At 30.7% G+C, this 19,058-nt stretch carries 16 protein-coding genes; 3 read left to right on the top strand and 13 right to left on the bottom strand.

Annotated elements, in window-relative coordinates; all coding sequences use genetic code 11:
* Positions 1-81 precede the first annotated feature (81 nt).
* The 4 genes from XO11_RS08225 to XO11_RS08210 all read right to left on the bottom strand — a co-directional run bounded on the left by XO11_RS08225 (position 82) and on the right by XO11_RS08210 (position 6,476).
* Complete coding sequence (locus tag XO11_RS08225) at positions 82-2,430, bottom strand: xanthine dehydrogenase family protein molybdopterin-binding subunit (protein WP_075780699.1); 2,349 nt, start codon at positions 2,428-2,430, stop codon at positions 82-84.
* Positions 2,430-2,900, bottom strand: a complete 471-nt coding sequence (locus XO11_RS08220; protein ID WP_014297138.1) for a (2Fe-2S)-binding protein — start codon at positions 2,898-2,900, stop codon at positions 2,430-2,432. The genes XO11_RS08225 and XO11_RS08220 overlap by 1 nt, the downstream gene beginning before the upstream one ends.
* A gap of 1 nt (position 2,901) precedes the next feature.
* Complete coding sequence (locus tag XO11_RS08215; RefSeq protein ID WP_014297137.1) at positions 2,902-3,768, bottom strand: xanthine dehydrogenase family protein subunit M; 867 nt, start codon at positions 3,766-3,768, stop codon at positions 2,902-2,904.
* Between the two features lie 287 nt (positions 3,769-4,055).
* Entirely contained in the window at positions 4,056-6,476 is a 2,421-nt protein-coding gene (locus tag XO11_RS08210) for a hypothetical protein (protein WP_014297136.1), read from the bottom strand.
* Positions 6,477-6,769: 293 nt separating this feature from the next.
* On the opposite strand from XO11_RS08210, the gene arcA reads away from it, so the two are divergent.
* Positions 6,770-7,984, top strand: coding sequence for an arginine deiminase (gene arcA, locus XO11_RS08205; protein ID WP_041638584.1), 1,215 nt, complete (start codon positions 6,770-6,772; stop codon positions 7,982-7,984).
* Positions 7,985-8,012: 28 nt separating this feature from the next.
* Positions 8,013-9,422 carry a basic amino acid/polyamine antiporter gene (locus tag XO11_RS08200; protein WP_075780698.1) on the top strand — a complete coding sequence of 470 codons (1,410 nt, stop codon included), beginning with the start codon at positions 8,013-8,015 and terminating at the stop codon, positions 9,420-9,422.
* Between the two features lie 44 nt (positions 9,423-9,466).
* Here XO11_RS08200 and XO11_RS08195 read toward each other — a convergent pair whose 3' ends face one another.
* The 9 genes from XO11_RS08195 to rplU form a co-directional block, all read right to left on the bottom strand.
* Entirely contained in the window at positions 9,467-11,443 is a 1,977-nt protein-coding gene (locus tag XO11_RS08195) for an ATP-dependent helicase (RefSeq protein ID WP_175418480.1), read from the bottom strand.
* 12 nt (positions 11,444-11,455) lie between these two features.
* Positions 11,456-12,715 (bottom strand): RNA polymerase sigma factor RpoD, encoded by a 1,260-nt coding sequence (rpoD, locus tag XO11_RS08190; protein ID WP_014297132.1) that lies wholly within the window; start codon positions 12,713-12,715, stop codon positions 11,456-11,458.
* On the bottom strand, positions 12,715-14,439 hold the full coding sequence (gene dnaG / locus XO11_RS08185; RefSeq protein WP_075780696.1) for a DNA primase: 1,725 nt from the start codon (positions 14,437-14,439) through the stop codon (positions 12,715-12,717). Before dnaG ends, rpoD begins: the two co-directional genes overlap by 1 nt.
* 88 nt (positions 14,440-14,527) lie before the next feature.
* Positions 14,528-14,935 carry a 30S ribosomal protein S9 gene (rpsI, locus tag XO11_RS08180; RefSeq protein WP_014297130.1) on the bottom strand — a complete coding sequence of 136 codons (408 nt, stop codon included), beginning with the start codon at positions 14,933-14,935 and terminating at the stop codon, positions 14,528-14,530.
* A 14-nt stretch (positions 14,936-14,949) separates the two neighbouring features.
* Entirely contained in the window at positions 14,950-15,396 is a 447-nt protein-coding gene (gene rplM, locus XO11_RS08175; RefSeq protein WP_014297129.1) for a 50S ribosomal protein L13, read from the bottom strand.
* A gap of 17 nt (positions 15,397-15,413) precedes the next feature.
* The gene (locus XO11_RS08170; RefSeq protein WP_041638581.1) at positions 15,414-15,944 is read right to left on the bottom strand and encodes an ECF transporter S component; all 531 of its coding nucleotides are present in this window, start codon (positions 15,942-15,944) and stop codon (positions 15,414-15,416) included.
* Positions 15,945-15,956: 12 nt separating this feature from the next.
* A complete protein-coding gene (rpmA, locus tag XO11_RS08165; RefSeq protein ID WP_014297127.1) occupies positions 15,957-16,232 on the bottom strand; it encodes a 50S ribosomal protein L27 in 276 nt (91 codons plus the stop codon).
* On the bottom strand, positions 16,229-16,525 hold the full coding sequence (locus XO11_RS08160; protein ID WP_014297126.1) for a ribosomal-processing cysteine protease Prp: 297 nt from the start codon (positions 16,523-16,525) through the stop codon (positions 16,229-16,231). The genes rpmA and XO11_RS08160 overlap by 4 nt, the downstream gene beginning before the upstream one ends.
* An 8-nt stretch (positions 16,526-16,533) precedes the next feature.
* Positions 16,534-16,845, bottom strand: coding sequence for a 50S ribosomal protein L21 (rplU, locus tag XO11_RS08155; RefSeq protein ID WP_014297125.1), 312 nt, complete (start codon positions 16,843-16,845; stop codon positions 16,534-16,536).
* A 302-nt stretch (positions 16,846-17,147) separates the two neighbouring features.
* Between rplU and XO11_RS08150 the strand changes: the two genes are divergently transcribed.
* Positions 17,148-19,019, top strand: a complete 1,872-nt coding sequence (locus XO11_RS08150; RefSeq protein WP_175418479.1) for a DUF1858 domain-containing protein — start codon at positions 17,148-17,150, stop codon at positions 19,017-19,019.
* Positions 19,020-19,058 lie beyond the last annotated feature (39 nt).

Below are 19,058 nucleotides of genomic sequence, written 5' to 3'. Positions count from 1 at the left end.
TTGAGGCGTAATGTTCAAATATTCGCTTTCGCCCATGCTTCTCCCCTCCTAAAAAAGATTTGGATAGACAATATCTAAACTTTAACTATTCTTTTCATCAAGTGCTTTTAATATTTTATCCGGTGATAATGGCAATTCATTTATATTTACTCCAAGTGCATCGTAAATAGCTGCTGCTATTGCTGGTGGTATTGAAATCATTGGATGTTCTCCTACACCTTTAGCACCAAATGGTGAAGATTCTTCAAAGGTTTCAACAAAGTCATATTTTATTTCATCTGGTATGTCGGCTATTGTTGGAATCTTATAATCAGTAAACGATACAGTTAATGGATAACCTTTATCGTTATATTTAACCCCTTCAAATAATGCTGGTCCCATACCCTGAATCATTCCACCAACTACCTGACCACCTGCTGTAATTGGATTTATAATAGTACCTGCATCAAACACCCCAACCATACTCAATACTTTTATTTCACCTGTTTCTGTATCAATTTCAACCTCTGCAGCCTGAGCTCCAAATGTCCATTCAGCTGCTGCATTACCCTGACCTGTTTCAAGATCAAGATTTGTAAGCATTTCAGGAACAAAACTACCTCTTCCAATTACCGGGCCACCAATGGCATGCCCATCTGGGTAGGTGTATCCCATTACAACATCTTTTAACAATAAATATTTTTCCGGTCTATATTTTACATATACTCTATCATCTTCTACTTCTAAATTATGAGGTGCAACGCCCAATACCTGTGAAGCTATATTTTTGATTTGATTTAATGCATCTTCCGCAGCTCTGTATAATGCATTACCTACAGTCCATAATGCCCTACTTGCAACTGTCTGCCATTCATATGGATTTACATCAGTATCAACAGGCATTACAAAGTGTATTTTATCCGGTGAAATATGTAATGCATCTGCAGCCATTTGCGTAACTGCTGTATTGAATCCCTGACCAATTTCCTGAATACTTGCCTGCAATGTTACTGTTGCATCTTCATGAAATTTAATTACAACGGCTGATGCTGCATTTGTCGGCATAGCTGGAGCCTTTACAAGACCTGCTATACCTTTACCTCTCTTTTTCTTTGGATCTGCAGGTTGTTCAGGTTTTTTATCGTATTCTATTAATTCTGCTGCTTTTTTCAAACATGCTTCTACATCACCAGTATCATGATGTATAGTTTGACCCATTGAATTTGTTAATCCTGGCTTTAATACATTTTTCAATCTTAATTCAAGTGGATCTATACCTAATTTTTGTGCAACTTCATCGAGATTTCTTTCTGTTGCCCAATGCAATTCTCCATGTCCAAATCCCCTAAATGCACCACCAATAAAGTGATTTGTATAAACACCAAAGGAATCTGTTTTAAGGTTTGGAACATAATATGGACCTGGAAGTGTATATCCAGCAGCTCTTACAACATTTGTTCCATATTCTGCATATGCTCCTCCATCGAATATTAATTCAGCTTCCATTGCCACAATTGTTCCATCATTTTTAACACCTGTTTTTATATGAGCATACATTGCCTGTCTAACAACTGTTGCGACATCTTCTTCTCTTGTATAAACAAGCTTTATATGTCTTCCTTTTACTTTTTCAGCTAATGCAATTACTATACCCTCCATATTTATACCAGCTTTACCACCAAATCCTCCACCAACATAAGGAGCTATAACTCTAACCTTATGTCTTGGAATCTTAAATGCATGAGCTATTAAATTTCTTAATGTAAATGGAGATTGTGCACTTGACCATACAGTAAGCTTTTCGTTATAATCCCAGAAAGCTATTGCTGCATGTGGTTCAAGTGGAGCATGATACATTTGAGGTAAGTAATAGTCACCTTCAACTATAACATCTGCTTCTTTAAAACCTTTTTCTACATCACCTTTTCTTGTTTTATGGTGATGAAATACATTTCTTTCAGGTTCTATATTATATATAGGTAATCTATCATAATTTGCAAGATCAGGATGTATTAATACTTCACCTTTTAAGGATTCTCTTGGATCCTGAACTACAGGTAATTCTTCATATTCAACTTCTATTAATTCAACAGCTCTTCTTGCAATTTCCAATGAGTCTGCTGCTACAGCTGCCACTGGTTCTCCAACATATCTAACTCTATCAGGAGTAATTACAGGTCTATCAACAAGATAAATTCCCTGTCTATATGGAACATCTTTCCCTGTAACTATTGCTCTTACACCCTGCAAAGCTTCAGCTTTAGAGGTATCTATCTTTTTTATAATTCCATGAGGTATTGGACTTCTTTTTACTGCACCATATAACATATTTGGGAAAAACATGTCTGTTACATATTTAGCGTTTCCAGTAACCTTCTCAAAACCATCTACACGATTCATAGGTTTTCCTACATGTTCAAATTTAATAGGTGGTTGATATTCGTATTTCATTATTTTGCACCTCCCATTTTCTGGGCAGCTAATTTCACAGCATCAATAATTACTGTATAACCGGTACATCTACATAAATTACCTGCCAATCTTTCAACAATAACTTCTTTTGTTGGATTTGGAACTTTTTCTAACATTGCTTTTGTAGACATAATAAATCCTGGTGTACAATATCCACATTGGAAAGCATTAGCTTCAATAAATGCTTCCTGAATAGGATGTAATTTATTATCCTTTGTTAAGCCTTCTACTGTTTCAATTACTGCGCCTTCTGCTTCTGGTGCTAAAACAAGACATGAATTTACAGGTCTTCCATTATATATAACTGTACAGGCACCACATTCGCCATTTCCACAACCTTCCTTAGCACCTGTAAGGTATAATTTTTCTCTTAATACATCAAGGAGGGTTTCATTTGGCTTTACATCAACTTCTACATTTTCATTATTTACTGTAAATGTAATTTTCATATTATATCCCCTCCTTCAACAAATTTAATTCTCTTAGCAATTTTATAGGTAATATTTTAGCCATTCTTTTTCTATATTCAGCTGTTCCCCTTGCATCTGTTATTGGAGAAACACTATCATGTATTATTCTTGCAAACTCCTCAACATTTTCCTTTGTTAATTCTTTACCCTTTATAAATTCTTCTGCTTCAAAAATTCTAACTGGTGTTGGAGCAACAGAAGCTAATGCAACTCTTATATCTCTCTTTCCTTCTGGATCAATTACAGTTAATGCCATTCCAATTGTTGAAAGGTCAACTGCTTTAATTCTTGAAATCTTGTAATATCTTCCTATACTTTCACCTTCAAAAGGCAAATGGATTGATTTTACAATCTCTCCTTTTTTCAATACAGTTTTTCCTGGTCCTACAAAGAATTCTGTTAATTTTACTGTTCTTTCGCCTTCCTTGCTTACAAGATTTAATTCCGCATCATATGTTAATAATGCTGGAGCTGTATCTGAAGCAGGTGAAGCATTACAAATATTACCAGCAACAGTTCCTCTGTTTCTGGTTTGATACCCTCCAACTACTCTTGCCCCCTGATACAATGTTGGATAATATTCTTTTACAAAATCAAATTCTTCAACCAATACATTGAGTTTTATTCCAGCACCAAAGGTTAATCCATTTTCTTTGGAAAAATCTACTTTAAATAATTCATCAATTCCTTTTAAATCTACTACAACTGTTGGTTTAATTCGATTCGCTCTCATTTTTACAATTAAATCAGTTCCTCCTAACATAGGATAAGCCCCGTCTTTTTGCAATAATTCAAGGGCTTCATCTAGCGTTTTGGGTTTTGCGTAATCATAAGAAAACGTTATCATAATTCCCCTCCTTTTACAAGAATAGACATACATAATATATTTAAAACTTTTTCAAGTTTTCTTCAAAAAATTATTAACTTAATTTCAATATCTTTAATCATATTATATATTTATTTTCGAAATATTACAAGTAACATTATGTTATAAAAAAAATAACCTACTAACAATAATCAACCATAACTCTCGTTAATTATCCGTAATCTTTCCAAGAAATCATTTTCATAATTTTTAAAATAAAAATAATCCCCCAATATCGGGGGATTATAGCTAATTAATACTTATATCTATTAATTTGAAAAATCAATTATTTTTATTGGAATTGGAACATTTGCCCAGTAAAATTCTGTAAAATTAAATATCAGAGATATTCCACATGTTGTTTTGTGAAAAGGAATATTATAGGATATATTACCTGTTAAATATAAATTATCAAATCTAAATTTTCCATCAAATATTGAAATATCAGGATTCCATATTTTTTTTGAAAAAGATGTTCCTAAAACAAGATTTCCAGATGTATCGTAATATCCATATGGTGTTGTAACAAATGAAAATACATAGAATGGCTTTGAAATATTTATTGATGTATATGCATTATTAATGTTCATTGATACATTATAATTATATAACTGAATGCTGTTTATATAATACGGATTATTTGTTATATTTATACTAAAGGTATTTGATACAGGGGATATATTATGCAACTGAAGATTATTTGAAATTGTCAGATAATATTTTGATTTTAAATAAAATTGAAAATCTTTGGATATTGAAATGTCCGTATATATTCCTTCATTTCCTATTGTAGATAAAATAAAATTATTAGTATATAAATTCAAATATCCTCCAACAATCATTGAAGTATTATTGATATCCGTTAACACACCTGCACCAAAACCGTAATTCAAACCTTCGCTTAAAGATATATATCCCACACCTATTTTATTATTATAAACTAATGGTATTATATAATTATATTTTGTTTTTTCCTCATATTTACTATATTTGTCAGGTTTCATATGATAAATTAAAGGTGAAACAGCTATATATTCATTAAATTCAACAGTCTCAATTAATTTTTTTGATAAATTATCTAGATTTAATGTTGAAATATGATACCCATTTTCATCGTAAAAAATGAAATATAATTTTTCTTTTATGATTACAGGATTAAATGTTCCGTATATGTGATTTGTTATTTTTTCCAATTTTTTATTTTTTATATTATACCTATATATGTTGTATATATTATCCTCATAATCCGCTGAGAAATATAAGTAATCGTTATACAGAAATAAATCTCTCTCAGTATATTGGTTTCTTGTTAATCTCAATAAATTTCCTGTTTCTATTTCATATTTATATATATCAGTGGTATTGTCAAAGTTAGCTGAAAAATATACTTCTTTACCATTAGATGTAAAATTATTTATTACATAATATCCTTCTGATATTATTTTTTCTTTATTTCCTGTTCTTAAATCCATTATATATGTAGTAGTAAAACCATTTTTTATTGTTGTATATACCACTCTATTATTATCAATAAAATTAAAGGATCTAACTCTGTTTGCAATTATTTTATCAGATAACGGACAATCACATTTTAAATAAAGAATATTTCTATTTTCATTATTATTAGTAATACTTGAAAGGTATAATAGCTTTCCATCTTTTGATATGCTAAATTTTCTATAATTGCCTACATATTCGTCACCTTTATATACCCCTTTAATTTTATTTTCAAATTCTCCATAATAATACAGCTTTTCTCCATCTGTATTAAGATTTCCGGTATAATGAAATGCATTATTTAAAGGTTTATAATTATCTTTATATCCTTTTTCAGATCTACCTAAATAAAGATTTTTATATTTCACCTTTATATATAATAAAAAGTCTTTCCATTTTTCTCCTGTGACCTTTTCAAAAGAATATTTTATCGTGTTAAAAAACAATTTTGAATTCATATCCTGTATGATTTTTTTTAATGTTTCTTCTCCATATTTTTCAGAAATCTCTTTTGTAAATATTGCACCATACATATAATTAAATCCTGCTGGTGACCATTTATCTGTCATTGAACCAGAACCAAGATAATATTCTGGATATTTATTTGAAATAATTTCTGCCATTAAATACATATTAAATATACTATCCTCAAATCTTCCCTTAAAATATTTGCTTTCCATATATATTGAAAGTCCTTCATGCAAATAACTTGGTTGCCAATTCATTGATAATAATCCTTTTTTGATAAAATCATATGGAATCCAGTCTATATATTTATTCCTCATATTGCCATAAAAAACGTGATTAAGCTCATGAGAAAAAACAAACGGCAGCCATGTACGTACATTTTCAGTTAACCCTATTGAAGAATCTGGTTGATTTACATATAATCTTATAATATTCAAATGCGGAATAGCAAATGAATTTACAAAGTCTACATCATCATATACAAATACTGTTATACTTCCTGGTGACGTTTCATAAAAATCTTCATAATTTTCATATAATTTGTCAGCTACTTTATTTAATACAGGAAAGATATAAGATAAATTTTTCTCAAATATAAATTTAAAATATTTTGTTTCTGCAACTCTTGAATTGTTTTTTAAAGAATATTCGAAATTATAAATGTTTGTCGAAAAAATCATTACATTTAATAAAGCAATTATTACAATAAGAATTTTTTTACCCATTTTACACCTCCATAATTATATTTTTTCTATTATATTATAGCAAATTTTAAATACATTAAATAACACATATTAGAAGAGAATGTAAATAATAATATGTGAAATTTTTTTCACGTTAAAAAGGAGCATACTCACGCATACTTACGCATACTCACGCATACTCCTGCATACTGATAAAATTTTATAATAACCATGAAAAATTTTTCTTAGCAATAAAATTTGGCTAAAATTGGAATTTTTAAAAAATACTTTAAAAATGTATAATATTACTGGATAATAAAATATCTACGGGAGGTATGATCATGGGAATAAATGTATATTCAGAAGTTAAAAGATTGAGGCGTGTGTTATTACACAGACCAGGTTTAGAACTTGAAAATATGGAACCTGATTTACTTGAAGAATTATTATTTGAAGATATTCCATTTTTAAAGAAAGCTCAGCAGGAACACGATTATTTCGCTGATGTATTAAGAACAAATGGTGTTCATGTAGAATATGTAACTGATTTATTGGCTACATCTTTAAGCGAAGATTCTATAAAAGAGCAATTTGTAAAAGAATATCTTGAATTAAGCGAGGTTAAAAATGAATATATAAAGGAAGCTCTTGAAGAATATCTTTTAAGCTTTGAAACAAAGGAAATGATAAATAAAATTGTTGGTGGAGTTAGAATTAATGAATTTAAATTAAAGAAAGAGAATTTTTCAACAAAGGTAAGGCTTAACAAACAGTTTTATTTATTGCCATTACCAAACCTTTATTTCCAGAGAGATCCTGTTGCTTTTGTTGGTAAAGGTATTGTTATAAACAGGATGAGAACAAAAGCAAGAAGAAGAGAATCATTATTTATGAAATATGTTGTAAAATATAATAACGACTTCAAAAATACTCCTATTTACTACGATATGACATTGCCTTTTGCTATTGAAGGCGGAGATGTATTGGTTCTTACCGAAAAAGTTCTTGCTATAGGTATTTCACAAAGAACAGATCCCGAAGCTGTAGAAATCCTTGCCAAGAAACTATTCTTTGAAACAGATGAATCATTTGAAACTATTCTTGCTATTAATATCCCAAAGAAAAGAGCATACATGCATCTTGATACTATCTTTACAATGGTTGATACAGATAAATTCCTTGCTCATTCGCAATTAGAATCCAGTTTATTGGTATATGTAATTAAAAAAGGAAAAGACGGTGATCTTGAAGTTATTGAAGAGAACAAATCACTTGAAGAAATATTACAAAAATACCTTGAAAATGGTCAGGTAAAAATATTAAAATGTGGTGGAGAAGATGAAATTGCAGCAAAAAGAGAGCAATGGAATGACGGTTCAAATGTTTTAGCCGTAAAACCTGGTGTTGTTATCGCATATGATAGAAATTATGTTACAAACACTCTTTTAAGAGATAATGGCATTAGCGTTATTGAAATACCTTCAAGTGAATTATCAAGAGGTCGTGGAGGACCACGATGTATGTCAATGCCTATGAATAGGGGGGATTAATTTATCCTATAAATATTGGAGGTGAAGTATGAGCAACAACAAAGTTTTAGGGTTATTTGCACTTACCATGCTGGTTATTGGTTCAATGATTGGCGCCGGGATTTTCAACTCACCAGCTGATCTTGGTAGCGTTGCAAACCCTGGAGCAATTTTAATTGGTTGGCTAATTACAGGATTCGGTGTTTTTTCTCTGGCAATGGTATTTCAGTTTTTATCCTATAAACGTCCCGAATTAGAAGGTGGTATTTACTCTTATGCCAGAGAACAATTTGGAGAATTTGTAGGGTTTAATTCTGCGTGGGGATATTGGTGGAGTGCGTTGCTCGGGAATATTGCTTTCTTTGCTGTAATAATGAAAATTCTAAGTGGATATTTCCCAATTTTAGAACAAAATAAAATTATCGCACTTGTTTTTTCAAGTATTATTCTATGGGTTTATCACTTTTTAATTGTTAGCGGAATTAGAACAGCTGGTACCACAAATGCTATTTTAACTGTTTTAAAATTAATTCCTCTATTTCTTGTTGCTATAGTTTCAATTTTTGCGTTTAATCCTGATCTCGTAAAAGATATATTCTTTTCAACCAAAATTGCTGCAACTGGAGAAACAGCATCTATTTTCAAGCAGGTAAATGATAGTTTTGGAACTATGTTATGGGCATTTATTGGTATAGAAGGCGCAGTTGTTCTTTCAAATAAGGCGAAATCACAAAAAGACGTCGGAAAAGCTACTATAATTGGCTTTATTATTACACTTATTGTTTATATTTCAGTTTCTGTTTTTACAATGGGTGTTGTACCACCGGGCGAATTGGTTAATTCAACTTCACCTCTTGGTACTGTTTTAAGTAAAGTTATGGGTAAACCTGGACAATATATTCTCGACTTTGGATTTTTATTCTCTGTTTTTGGTGCTTTGCTAAGCTGGTTATTACTTACTGCAGAGATACCGTATATTGCCGCAGTTAAAGATAATGTATTCCCTAAAAAATTTGCTCAGCAAAATGAAAATGCCACACCTGTATTTTCATTGACAATTACAAATATCATCACTCAGATTTTCTTATTATCTTTATTATCAGATACTTTACAAAATGTTTATAATACTATATTCTATATTGCTACAACAACAATATTATTACCATATTTCTTCTCCGCTGTATTTGGAGTTAAAGTAGCAAAAGAAGAAAATAGCGGATTGTATAAATTCTTTGCGTGGGTTGCTGTAATTTATACAGCATGGGTAATTTATGCAGTTGGATGGATATATATAATAACTGCATTGGTAATTTATTCATTTGGTATATTTGCATATCCTATAGCCAAAAAGGAAAGAGGCGAAGGTTTAACAGGTGGGCAAAAACTTACATATGGAGTAATGTGGGTTATTTCTATAGTTGTTATATTCCTCGTGGCAACAGGAAAATTATCTGTATAATAATAAATAAAATGCGAGAGATTTCTTTCTCTCGCATTTTTTATTTAATCTGAATATCCAATTTTCCAGTGTTCCACAAGTTCTTTTGGAATTTTATCTGTAAAATCTGGTAATTTCTGCCTCATGTAAAATGAATTGCCGTAATACGGCTTTGTCGTTCCAGTAAGCTGTTTTACTATATACAACTCATCTTTTGCTCGAGTTACAGCAACATAAAACAATCTTTCCTCTTCATCTATCTTTTTTTCTTTTAATGCCATTCCGTTTGGGAAATCTCCAGGGTTTACAGAAATTATTATTACAACCTTCCATTCCAATCCCTTTGCACCATGAACTGTAGTTAATGTAATTCTTTCATTTTTTCTATCTTTCTCGGCACTTTGTATTTCTATATTTTCACTTAATGCCAATTCTTCAAGAAAGGATTCTACTGACTTATATCTTGAAGCAATTTCCCCTAATCTTTCTATATCCTGTTTTCTTGAATATGCATCTTTAAAATTTAATTCCAGATATTCCCTATAAAACTCATTATATATATAGTCTATTAAATCCTGTGGATTTTCATCGCTATTTTCAAACAAATATAATATTATTTCTTTGGCTTTTGGATACTTTCTAAATTTAATCTGTTCAAATGCTCCATATGGTGTTGGATATTCCATAAGGTTTGCATAAAATTCGTTAACGATTTTTGTAAGTGTTTTTTGACCTATACCTGGAAACAGCTTTAATACACGTGTCCATGAAATATTATCATATGGATTTGCTAATATCTTTAAAAAAGCCATTATATCTTTTATATGTCTTGTTTCTATAAATCTCTTACCAGATAATAATTTATATGAAATCTTTTTTACGTCCAATTTTTGTTGTAGTACCATTGATAAACTATGGGAACGGTATAATATAGCTATTTCTTCTGGAGAAACACCTTCATCAAATTTATTTTCTATAAGTTGCACTATAAAATCTGCCTGTTCTAATTCATCATATGTTTTCACTATTACTGGTTTCATATGATAGGAACTTCTATATGGTTTTAATTTTTTTGGAATAGAGTGTGTTGGAATAAGATAATTTTCTAATTCAACTATTTCAGGAACACTTCTATAATTTGTTTGAATTTTAAATAATTTTACATCTTCATGTGACTGAAACTCTTCAACATTTTCAAATCTTGAACCCCTAAATGAATATATACTTTGCGAATCATCACCAACAACTATAAGATTTTTATGCACACTGGATAAAAATTCAACTATTCTCAATTGAACAAGACTGGTATCCTGAAATTCATCTACCAATACCCATTGATATTTTGAAGCTATATAATTTCTTATATCCTCATTTGTTTCTAAAAGATGCAATGTATTTATTAGCATATCATCATAATCCATTGCATTTATTTTTTTCTTCATTTCAAGATAATTCATATATATTCTTTCTATATCCTCTTGATAATCAATTAAATATGCAGCCATATCCAATATTGCTTCACGAATGGATTTTAACGTATTTGTGGCATATCCTATAATCTTTAAAATAACCCCTTCACCTGGAATTTGTTTGGCTTCTTCCTTTGTTAATGTTTCCTTATATTCATTTTTTGCTATTCTCATTAAATCCTTCGCATCTTCTGAATCGAGAATAGTAAAGTTATTTTCATATCCAATAACCTTTGCATATCTCCTTAAAATCATATTACACACATGGTGAAAGGTACCTGCAGTTAGTGAAGATGTATCTACATTGGTTACATTTCTTACCCTTTCTACCATTTCACGAGCAGCAGCTCTTGTAAAAGTAACCAATAAAATATTTTCCGGTTTTATGCCTTGAGAAAGCAAATATGCGATTTTATATGTAATGACCCGGGTCTTTCCTGAACCCGGGCCTGCAATTATTAATGATCTTCCTGTGGAGTTTATAACGGCATCAAGCTGTTCACTATCTAACTCTTCTTTGAAGAATTCTGGTATAGAATATTCACGTTTTATATTAAACACTTTTTCGTCCATATGAATCCTCCATTATAACTCTTTTCCAAGCATAGAACTTAATTCTTTTAATTGAGCGCTTCTGCTTGGATGTCTTAACTTTCTCAATGCCTTAACTTCAATCTGTCTTATTCTTTCTCTTGTTACATTAAAATACTGTCCAACCTCTTCAAGAGTCTTTACCTTACCATCAAGAAGGCCATATCTCATTTTCAATACCATTGCCTCTCTTGGCTGCAATGTATCAAGAATTTTTTCAAGTTCTTCTCTCAATAACATTTTCATAGCAACTTCTGCTGGTTTATCCAATGTATCATCTGCTATAAAATCACCTATTGTTGAATCATCTTCATCTGATGCTCCAAGCGGTGAGTCAGCAGATATTGTTTCCCTTGCTGTTAAAAGGATTTCATTTACCTTTTCAACTGGTTTTCCTGTTAATTCTGCAAGTTTTTCTGGTGAAGGATATTCACCATGTTCCTGCAAATATTCTCTGATAATTTTATTGAATTTGTTTATTGTTTCAACCATATGCACTGGGATTCTTATAGTTCTTGCCTGATCAGCAATAGCTCTTGTTATAGCCTGTCTAATCCACCATGTTGCATATGTACTGAATTTAAATCCCTTCTTATAATCAAACTTATTTACCGCTTTTATTAATCCTATATTTCCTTCCTGAATCAAATCCAGAAAGGATAATCCTCTTCCTATATATTTTTTTGCAATAGATATAACAAGCCTTAAATTAGCTTTTATCAATTCATCTCTTGCTTTTTTATTACCTTCTTGAGCTTTTTTTGCCAATCGTTTTTCCCTTTGAGGTGTTAACAACTTAATCTTCCCTATTTCTTTTAGATAAACCTTTATAGGATCTTTTAATGACATATTGTCAAAAATCTGAGTTTCTCCATCCCCTAAATAATCCATTAAATCAATTGCAGCAGCTCCTTCAGCTGCCATTACTTCTTCTATTTCATTTAAACTTTCATCATCAAGCTGGGTACCATCATCTATCATTATTCCTTCATTTTCAAGTGCTTCATATATCTTTTCTATTAATTCTGTATCCAGTTCAGCAGGAAGTGATTTATCAATATCCTCATACGTTAATACCATATTGTTCTTCTTAGCTTTTTTAACAAGATCCTTTACCATTTTTTCAAAGGTTTTTGGCTTTTTGTCTGAGGATTTTCTCTTTCGGGCTTTTACATATTCCTGCCCTTCGCTAACTTCGCCAATCTCCAGATTTCCTATTTCCTCAATGGTCTTCATCAAATCCTTATCTGCCACTAAAAACCACCTCCTCGCTTTTTGAGCGTAGCGAGTAAATCAAAGATTCTTTTCATTATTTCTTTTTTTTCTCTGTCATCTGTGGTATTCTTTAGTTTTTGTCTTAGCGCTTTAACCTCTCGCTCTTTACGCAACCTCTCCACTGTCTCTATTAGACTTGAAAAAACTTTATCTGGTTCTATATCATAATCAAAATTCCATGAAATTTTGATTAAATCTATTAACTCTTCACTTCCATTTTCAAGTATATAAGAAAGATCTTCTCCGTTTTCGGCAAAAGAAAAAAATTCCTTTCCAAGCCCTTCAAAATCTTCTGCTTTCAAATGCGTTAATAACATATCTCTATATTTTTTATGTTTTATCCATAACCATATTAACTGTTTATCAAGTTCATTATAATTTTTTTCGCTTTTTTCTTCAGCTTCAACAGATATATATGGAATAACCTTTTTATTGAACTTTTTATATTTTAAGATATTTTCTATTGCTTTTTTTATTGTATTTTCAGGTTTCAAAAGTATTATAGCTATTCTTTTTATAAACGCATCTGTTACTGCAACATGTTTTGATCGTTGAAATTTTATATACCATTCTGCCATTTTTTCAAGATATTGTTCCACACCAAATTCATCTTCAAGGTTGTATTTATCCTTAAAATATTCAGGTATGAAATCATAAAATTTTTTCGACTGTTCCAATGTATTTAAAATTCCATTTTCACCATGTTTTTGAATTAATTCATCAGGATCTTTTTCAGTATATTGCGCAATAGCAACCTGAAATCCATAGGATATGAGATAATCCAATGAACGTAATGTCGCGTTTCTCCCTGCTTCGTCCATATCAAACATGGTAATTATTTTATCTGTATATTTTATTAATTTTCTTGCATGCAATTGAGTAAAAGATGAACCTAAAACAGCAACGGTATTCTCAAATCCATTTATATGCATTTGAATTGCATCAAAATATCCTTCAACAAGAATAGAATATTTTTCTCTTTTTATTATATTTTTGGATTTATCAAATAAAAACAACAAATTAGATTTTTGAAAATACTTATTTTCAGGACTGTTTAAATATTTTGGTTTTTCATTGTTTATACTTCTTCCTGCAAAGGCTACAATGCGACCGTAATCATCTTTTATAGGAATTATTATTCTATTTGAAAAAACTTCGCTACCGTCTTTTCTGATAATTCCAAGAGATGCTCCTATATCTCTTGAAATATCCATTTTATCTAATATCAAAGATTTAATACTGCCATTTGAAAAACCAAGTTCAAACTTTATAGCATTATCTCTATTTATTCCTCTTTTATTTAAATATTTCCAGGCTACATGGTTATCTGGAAGGTTTAACAGGATTTCATGATATCTTTTATGATAATCTTCGAAAATTTGCAATTCAAGAGGCAATTCTCTTTTTTTCAAATATTTAGATACATCTATACCTGCCATAACAGCTGCCTTTTTTACAGCCTCTATAAAGGTAAGATGTTCATATTTTTGAATAAATGTTATGGGATCTCCATGCGCTCCGCAACCAAAGCAATGAAAGGTATTTGTAGCTGGAAAAACAAAAAAGGATGGAGTATCTTCAGGGTGGAATGGACATAAAGCAGTATAATTCTTTCCAGTCTTTTTTAAGGAAAGATAACTTCCAACTATATCCTTTATATCCAATCTTGAATTTATTTCATCAATAACTTCTCTTGGTATCAAAATACCATCTCCAGATAATCAAAAGTATGGGAACGGTAAAAACCGTTCCCTTATTAAATACAAAATTCTTCTCAAGCAGCGAACAAAATCATCTCTTTGAGAATTGTGGTGCTCTTCTTGCTTTCTTGAGACCGTATTTCTTTCTTTCTACTTCTCTTGGGTCTCTTGTTAATAATCCGTGTTTTCTTAAAACTGGTCTTAAATTTTCATCAAATTGAAGTAATGCTCTTGCAATACCCAATCTTATAGCACCAGCCTGTCCATTCATTCCGCCACCATTAACTGTAATAACAATATCGAATTTACCTTCATTTTCTGTTACTGTTAATGGTTCAAGTGCGTGTTTTGACCATACAGGATTATTGTTAAAGTATTCCGTTAAGTTTGCGTATTCTTTTTTGTTTACTCTTATTTTTCCTTCACCAGGTCTTAAGTGAACTCTTGCAACTGAAGCCTTTCTTCTACCTGTTCCGTAATAATCTATAAATTCAGCCATTTATTAATCCCTCCTTATAATTCCAACTTTTCTGGTTTTTGTGCTTCATGAGGGTGATTAGAACCAGCATAAACCTTTAACTTTTTGTACATATGTCTTCCTAATTTTGTTTTTGGAAGCATACCCTTAACTGCTTTTTCGATTAATCTTTCAGGGTATTTTTCAAGAATTTCTTTTGCTGTTTGTTCTTTTAATCCTCCTGGATATCCAGAATGTCTGTAGTATTTTTTCTGTGTTAATTTTTTACCTGTTAAAACCACCTTTTCAGCATTTATAACAATTACATAATCACCTGTATCAACATGAGGTGTATATGTAGGTTTGTGTTTTCCCTGTAAAATTCTAGCAATCTGTGCAGCTAATCTACCTAAAGATTTACCTTCTGCATCTACAACATACCATTTTCTTTCAACTTCTTCATTTTTAGCTAAATAACTCTTTTGAGTCATAATTGAAGCCATTTTACTGTCCTCCTTTCTTAGGAAAAGAAATTTTTTATTCTATTATATAACAAGTCTCCTAAAATGCCATTGGCAATAAACTTTATCATATTAAAAGCGATTATTGTAATTATCAATGTCCAGGTACTTAATCCAAAATACTTTGCTGCATCACTAAAAGACATCTTAAAATAGATTGGGATTATTACCATATTCATTAAAACCATCGCTATTCCAACCATTATAGAACTAATTATATATTTAATATATTTGTTCATATTTAATTTTAAAAAGGCTAAAACCGAAATAAAGGTTAAAATAGCTACAAAATCCATCGAAACTCCTATAATATCTCCGGACTTCACAAAATAAAACACTATATCTTTGGTTAATAATGAGAATACAGCTGTTCTCCAATCAAAAAGCAATAATGATGCAATTATCAAAAGAGCACTTGGATCATATTTCAAAAAACTTGCAAAAGGGAATATAGGAATTTCTATAAACATCAACAATACAGATAACGCTCCCAATATCCCTGCCGTGGATAACATTTTTACACGGCTCATTCTCTCACCAGCTTACTTTTCTGGATAAACGCTGATGTATTTTCTGTTATTCTTCATTTCAAACTTTACATAACCTTCTATTTTAGCAAAAATTGTATAATCTTTTCCCATTCCCACGTTATTTCCAGGATGGAAATGTGTTCCTCTTTGTCTTACAATGATGTTTCCTGGAATTACTTTCTGTCCATCACTTTTTTTAACTCCGAGGTACTTTGGTTTACTGTCTCTTCCATTTTTTGCAGTACCTCCACTCTTCTTTGAAGAAAAGAGTTGAAGATCTATTCTCATTTGCTATTCACCTCCACTTTCAAGTTATCAGGATAACTTTCTTCAATGCTAATCAGTGCATAATAAAGATAATTAGCGAGTTTATCTATCATCTCATCTTTTGACCAATTGATTTTTAAATATCCGTCTTTCTTTATGTATTTACCGACTTTTTCACTTTTCACTATCTCTGCAATAAATTGCGTTAATACGCTTACAGCACTACATACAATATCTTTTCCATATTCATCAAAGTTTGCATGTCCTTTGATTTCAATTTCCCTTTTTTTTAGATTAAAACTTACTTTAATCATTTTTGGTATTAAGCTTCAATCTTTTTAATTTTTAAAGCTGTGTAGTGTTGGCGATGTCCTTTCTTTCTTCTGTAGTTTTTTCTACCCTGGAACTTTACAACTAATACTTTTTTGTCTTTTCCATGTTTTACAACCTCAGCAACAACCTTTGCGTTTTCTACATAAGGTTTTCCTATCTTTGCTGAGTCTCCCTTTACAAATAAAACTTTGTCAAGAACAACTTCTGCTCCTGGTTCGTATCCAACGAGCTTTTCTGTGTAAAGTTCCATTCCTTCTTCTACCTTGTACTGTTTTCCGCCAACTTCAATAATAGCGTACATAAAGTCACCTCCTCTTGGAATAATAATAGTGGGCTAAGGTACCATTCTGGCTTTAAGACCTTAGACCCGTTCCGAAATATTTTATCATATTTCTCACCCTAATTAATTAAAGTTATGTTAATTTTTAAATAAAGAATGAAAATATTATTCCAGTTTTGTTGTTCGACTTTTAGAAATAAATTCTTAACATAAATTTCAATTCCCTGAGTATTTCTTCACACAAATATATATACAAATAGTATATAATATAATTAGATAAAAATTATCGGAATTAATTTAAAAATATATAAGAGGTGATCTTTATGGAAAAATATAAGGTAATAAAAGAAAAATGTATTGCATGTAAGGCCTGTGTTAGAACTGCACCCGAGAATTTCAGAATCGAAGATGGAAAGGCTGTTGTTTTTAAACAACCTGAAAATGATGAAGAGTTAATCAAATCCAGGAAAGCTATGGAAATTTGTCCTACTGGAGCTATATTATATGAAAAGCCTGAACCAATTACGGGAAATTCTAATGTAAAAGAGACAATAGAAAAATATCCACAATTAAAAGAAATACTTGTAAAAATTTCGCCAAAATTCAAAACCATGCAAAATCCTGTAATGTGGAATACTGTTGCAAAATTTGCAACATTTAAAAATGCTGCTAAAATGACAGGCGTTTCATTGTGTGAAATATTACATACTGTAAATAAGGAATTAGGTCTTGAAAAAGAATTATACAAGCTTTTTCCTGAATGTATTAGGGAATCAGAAGAAGAGTTTAATAGCTCTGAAATTACCTGGAAAGAACCTGAAGAAGTTATAAAAATTCCTGAAAGTAATATTGAAAATCTTGGTGTTGTAATTGAGCAATTAAAAGACTTAAAATCCGGTGAATCCGTTGTTTTTGAAGGTAATATTGATTTAGAACCCGTTATAAAAATAATCGAAGATATGGAATACCTATATAACATAAAAAAATACAATACATTTAAAGTTAGAGTTTCTGTATATAATCCTTCAAAAGAAAGCACAAATATTGAAGATTATGAGGTTCTTGACGTTAGAATGATGCAGCAGGATCCATTTGATATAATTATCAAGAAAGCTTATTCGTTAAATCCAGGAGAAGGATTTGTTCTTGTTCAAACCTTTGTTCCAACGCCATTAATTAACATGCTTGATGGAATGGGTTTTGATGCGGAAATAGAACAGGTAAATCCATATGAAGTAAAGGTTTATTTCAAACGAAGAATTGAAGATGAAGAAGAAAATGTTGAAGATAATGGAAAACCAACAGTAACTATTCAATCTGCAACACCTGTGGGATATCCGATAATAATGAGATTATTACAGTCAAAACGATTAAAAAAGGTTGTAAACATTAAAGAGTTAAAAATCTGGGAAGAAACGGAAAAACATCTTGGCTGGATTGTAAATGGCAAAGCTGATATTAGTTTTTCTGCTTTAATTACTGCAGCAAAATTAAGAGACGTTGATGTAAAAATGCCTGTTGTATTTGTATGGGATAATTTTTCTATTATAACTCGCGGTTATAAGGCTAAAAGCCTTGAAGATTTAAAGGGCAAAACCATACATCTACCTCTTTTTGAAGATGCACCACCAGCAAAAATAACAAAATACTTAATTCAGGCAAAAGGGTTAAATATAGAAGATTTCAACTTCTCATACGGTAATCCTTTTGGAAGGCCAAAGGAAATTATGATGGATTTCCTTTCAGGGAAAGTTGATACCGTATTATTAAGAGAACCAGAAGCCGGTTTTGTTATGCAGGCACTTGAAGAAAGTAATATAGAATATTCTGAACTTGATTACGGAAAGATCTGGAATGAAATTAATGATGGTTTTGGTTTGTTACCAAATGCTGGAATGGTATTAAAAGGCGATTTAGTTAGAAACTATCCTGAAATTACAAAGGTATTATTGGAAGAATTGGAAGCTGCTATAAACTGGGTAAATGAAAATAGAAAAGAAGCTGCAAAACTTTCATTTGACATGATGAGAGCACCTATAAAGAATGTAGAAAAATTCCTTGAAAGGGTAACCTTTAAATATGTTTCTGGCAAAGAATTGGAAGAAAAAGTATATAACTTCTACGATATCCTCATAAAAAACGATATTATAAACGCTACACTCGATGAAGAATTAATGGAGATATTTAGAATTTAAGGTAGTATAATAAAAAGTGTGTAAATAAAAAAATAGAAA

It is taken from the genome of Marinitoga sp. 1138, from assembly GCF_013363265.1.
Classification (GTDB): Bacteria; Thermotogota; Thermotogae; order Petrotogales; family Petrotogaceae; genus Marinitoga; species Marinitoga piezophila.
Note: the sequence above shows the minus strand (reverse complement) of the source record. Positions and strands in the feature narration are given on the sequence as shown.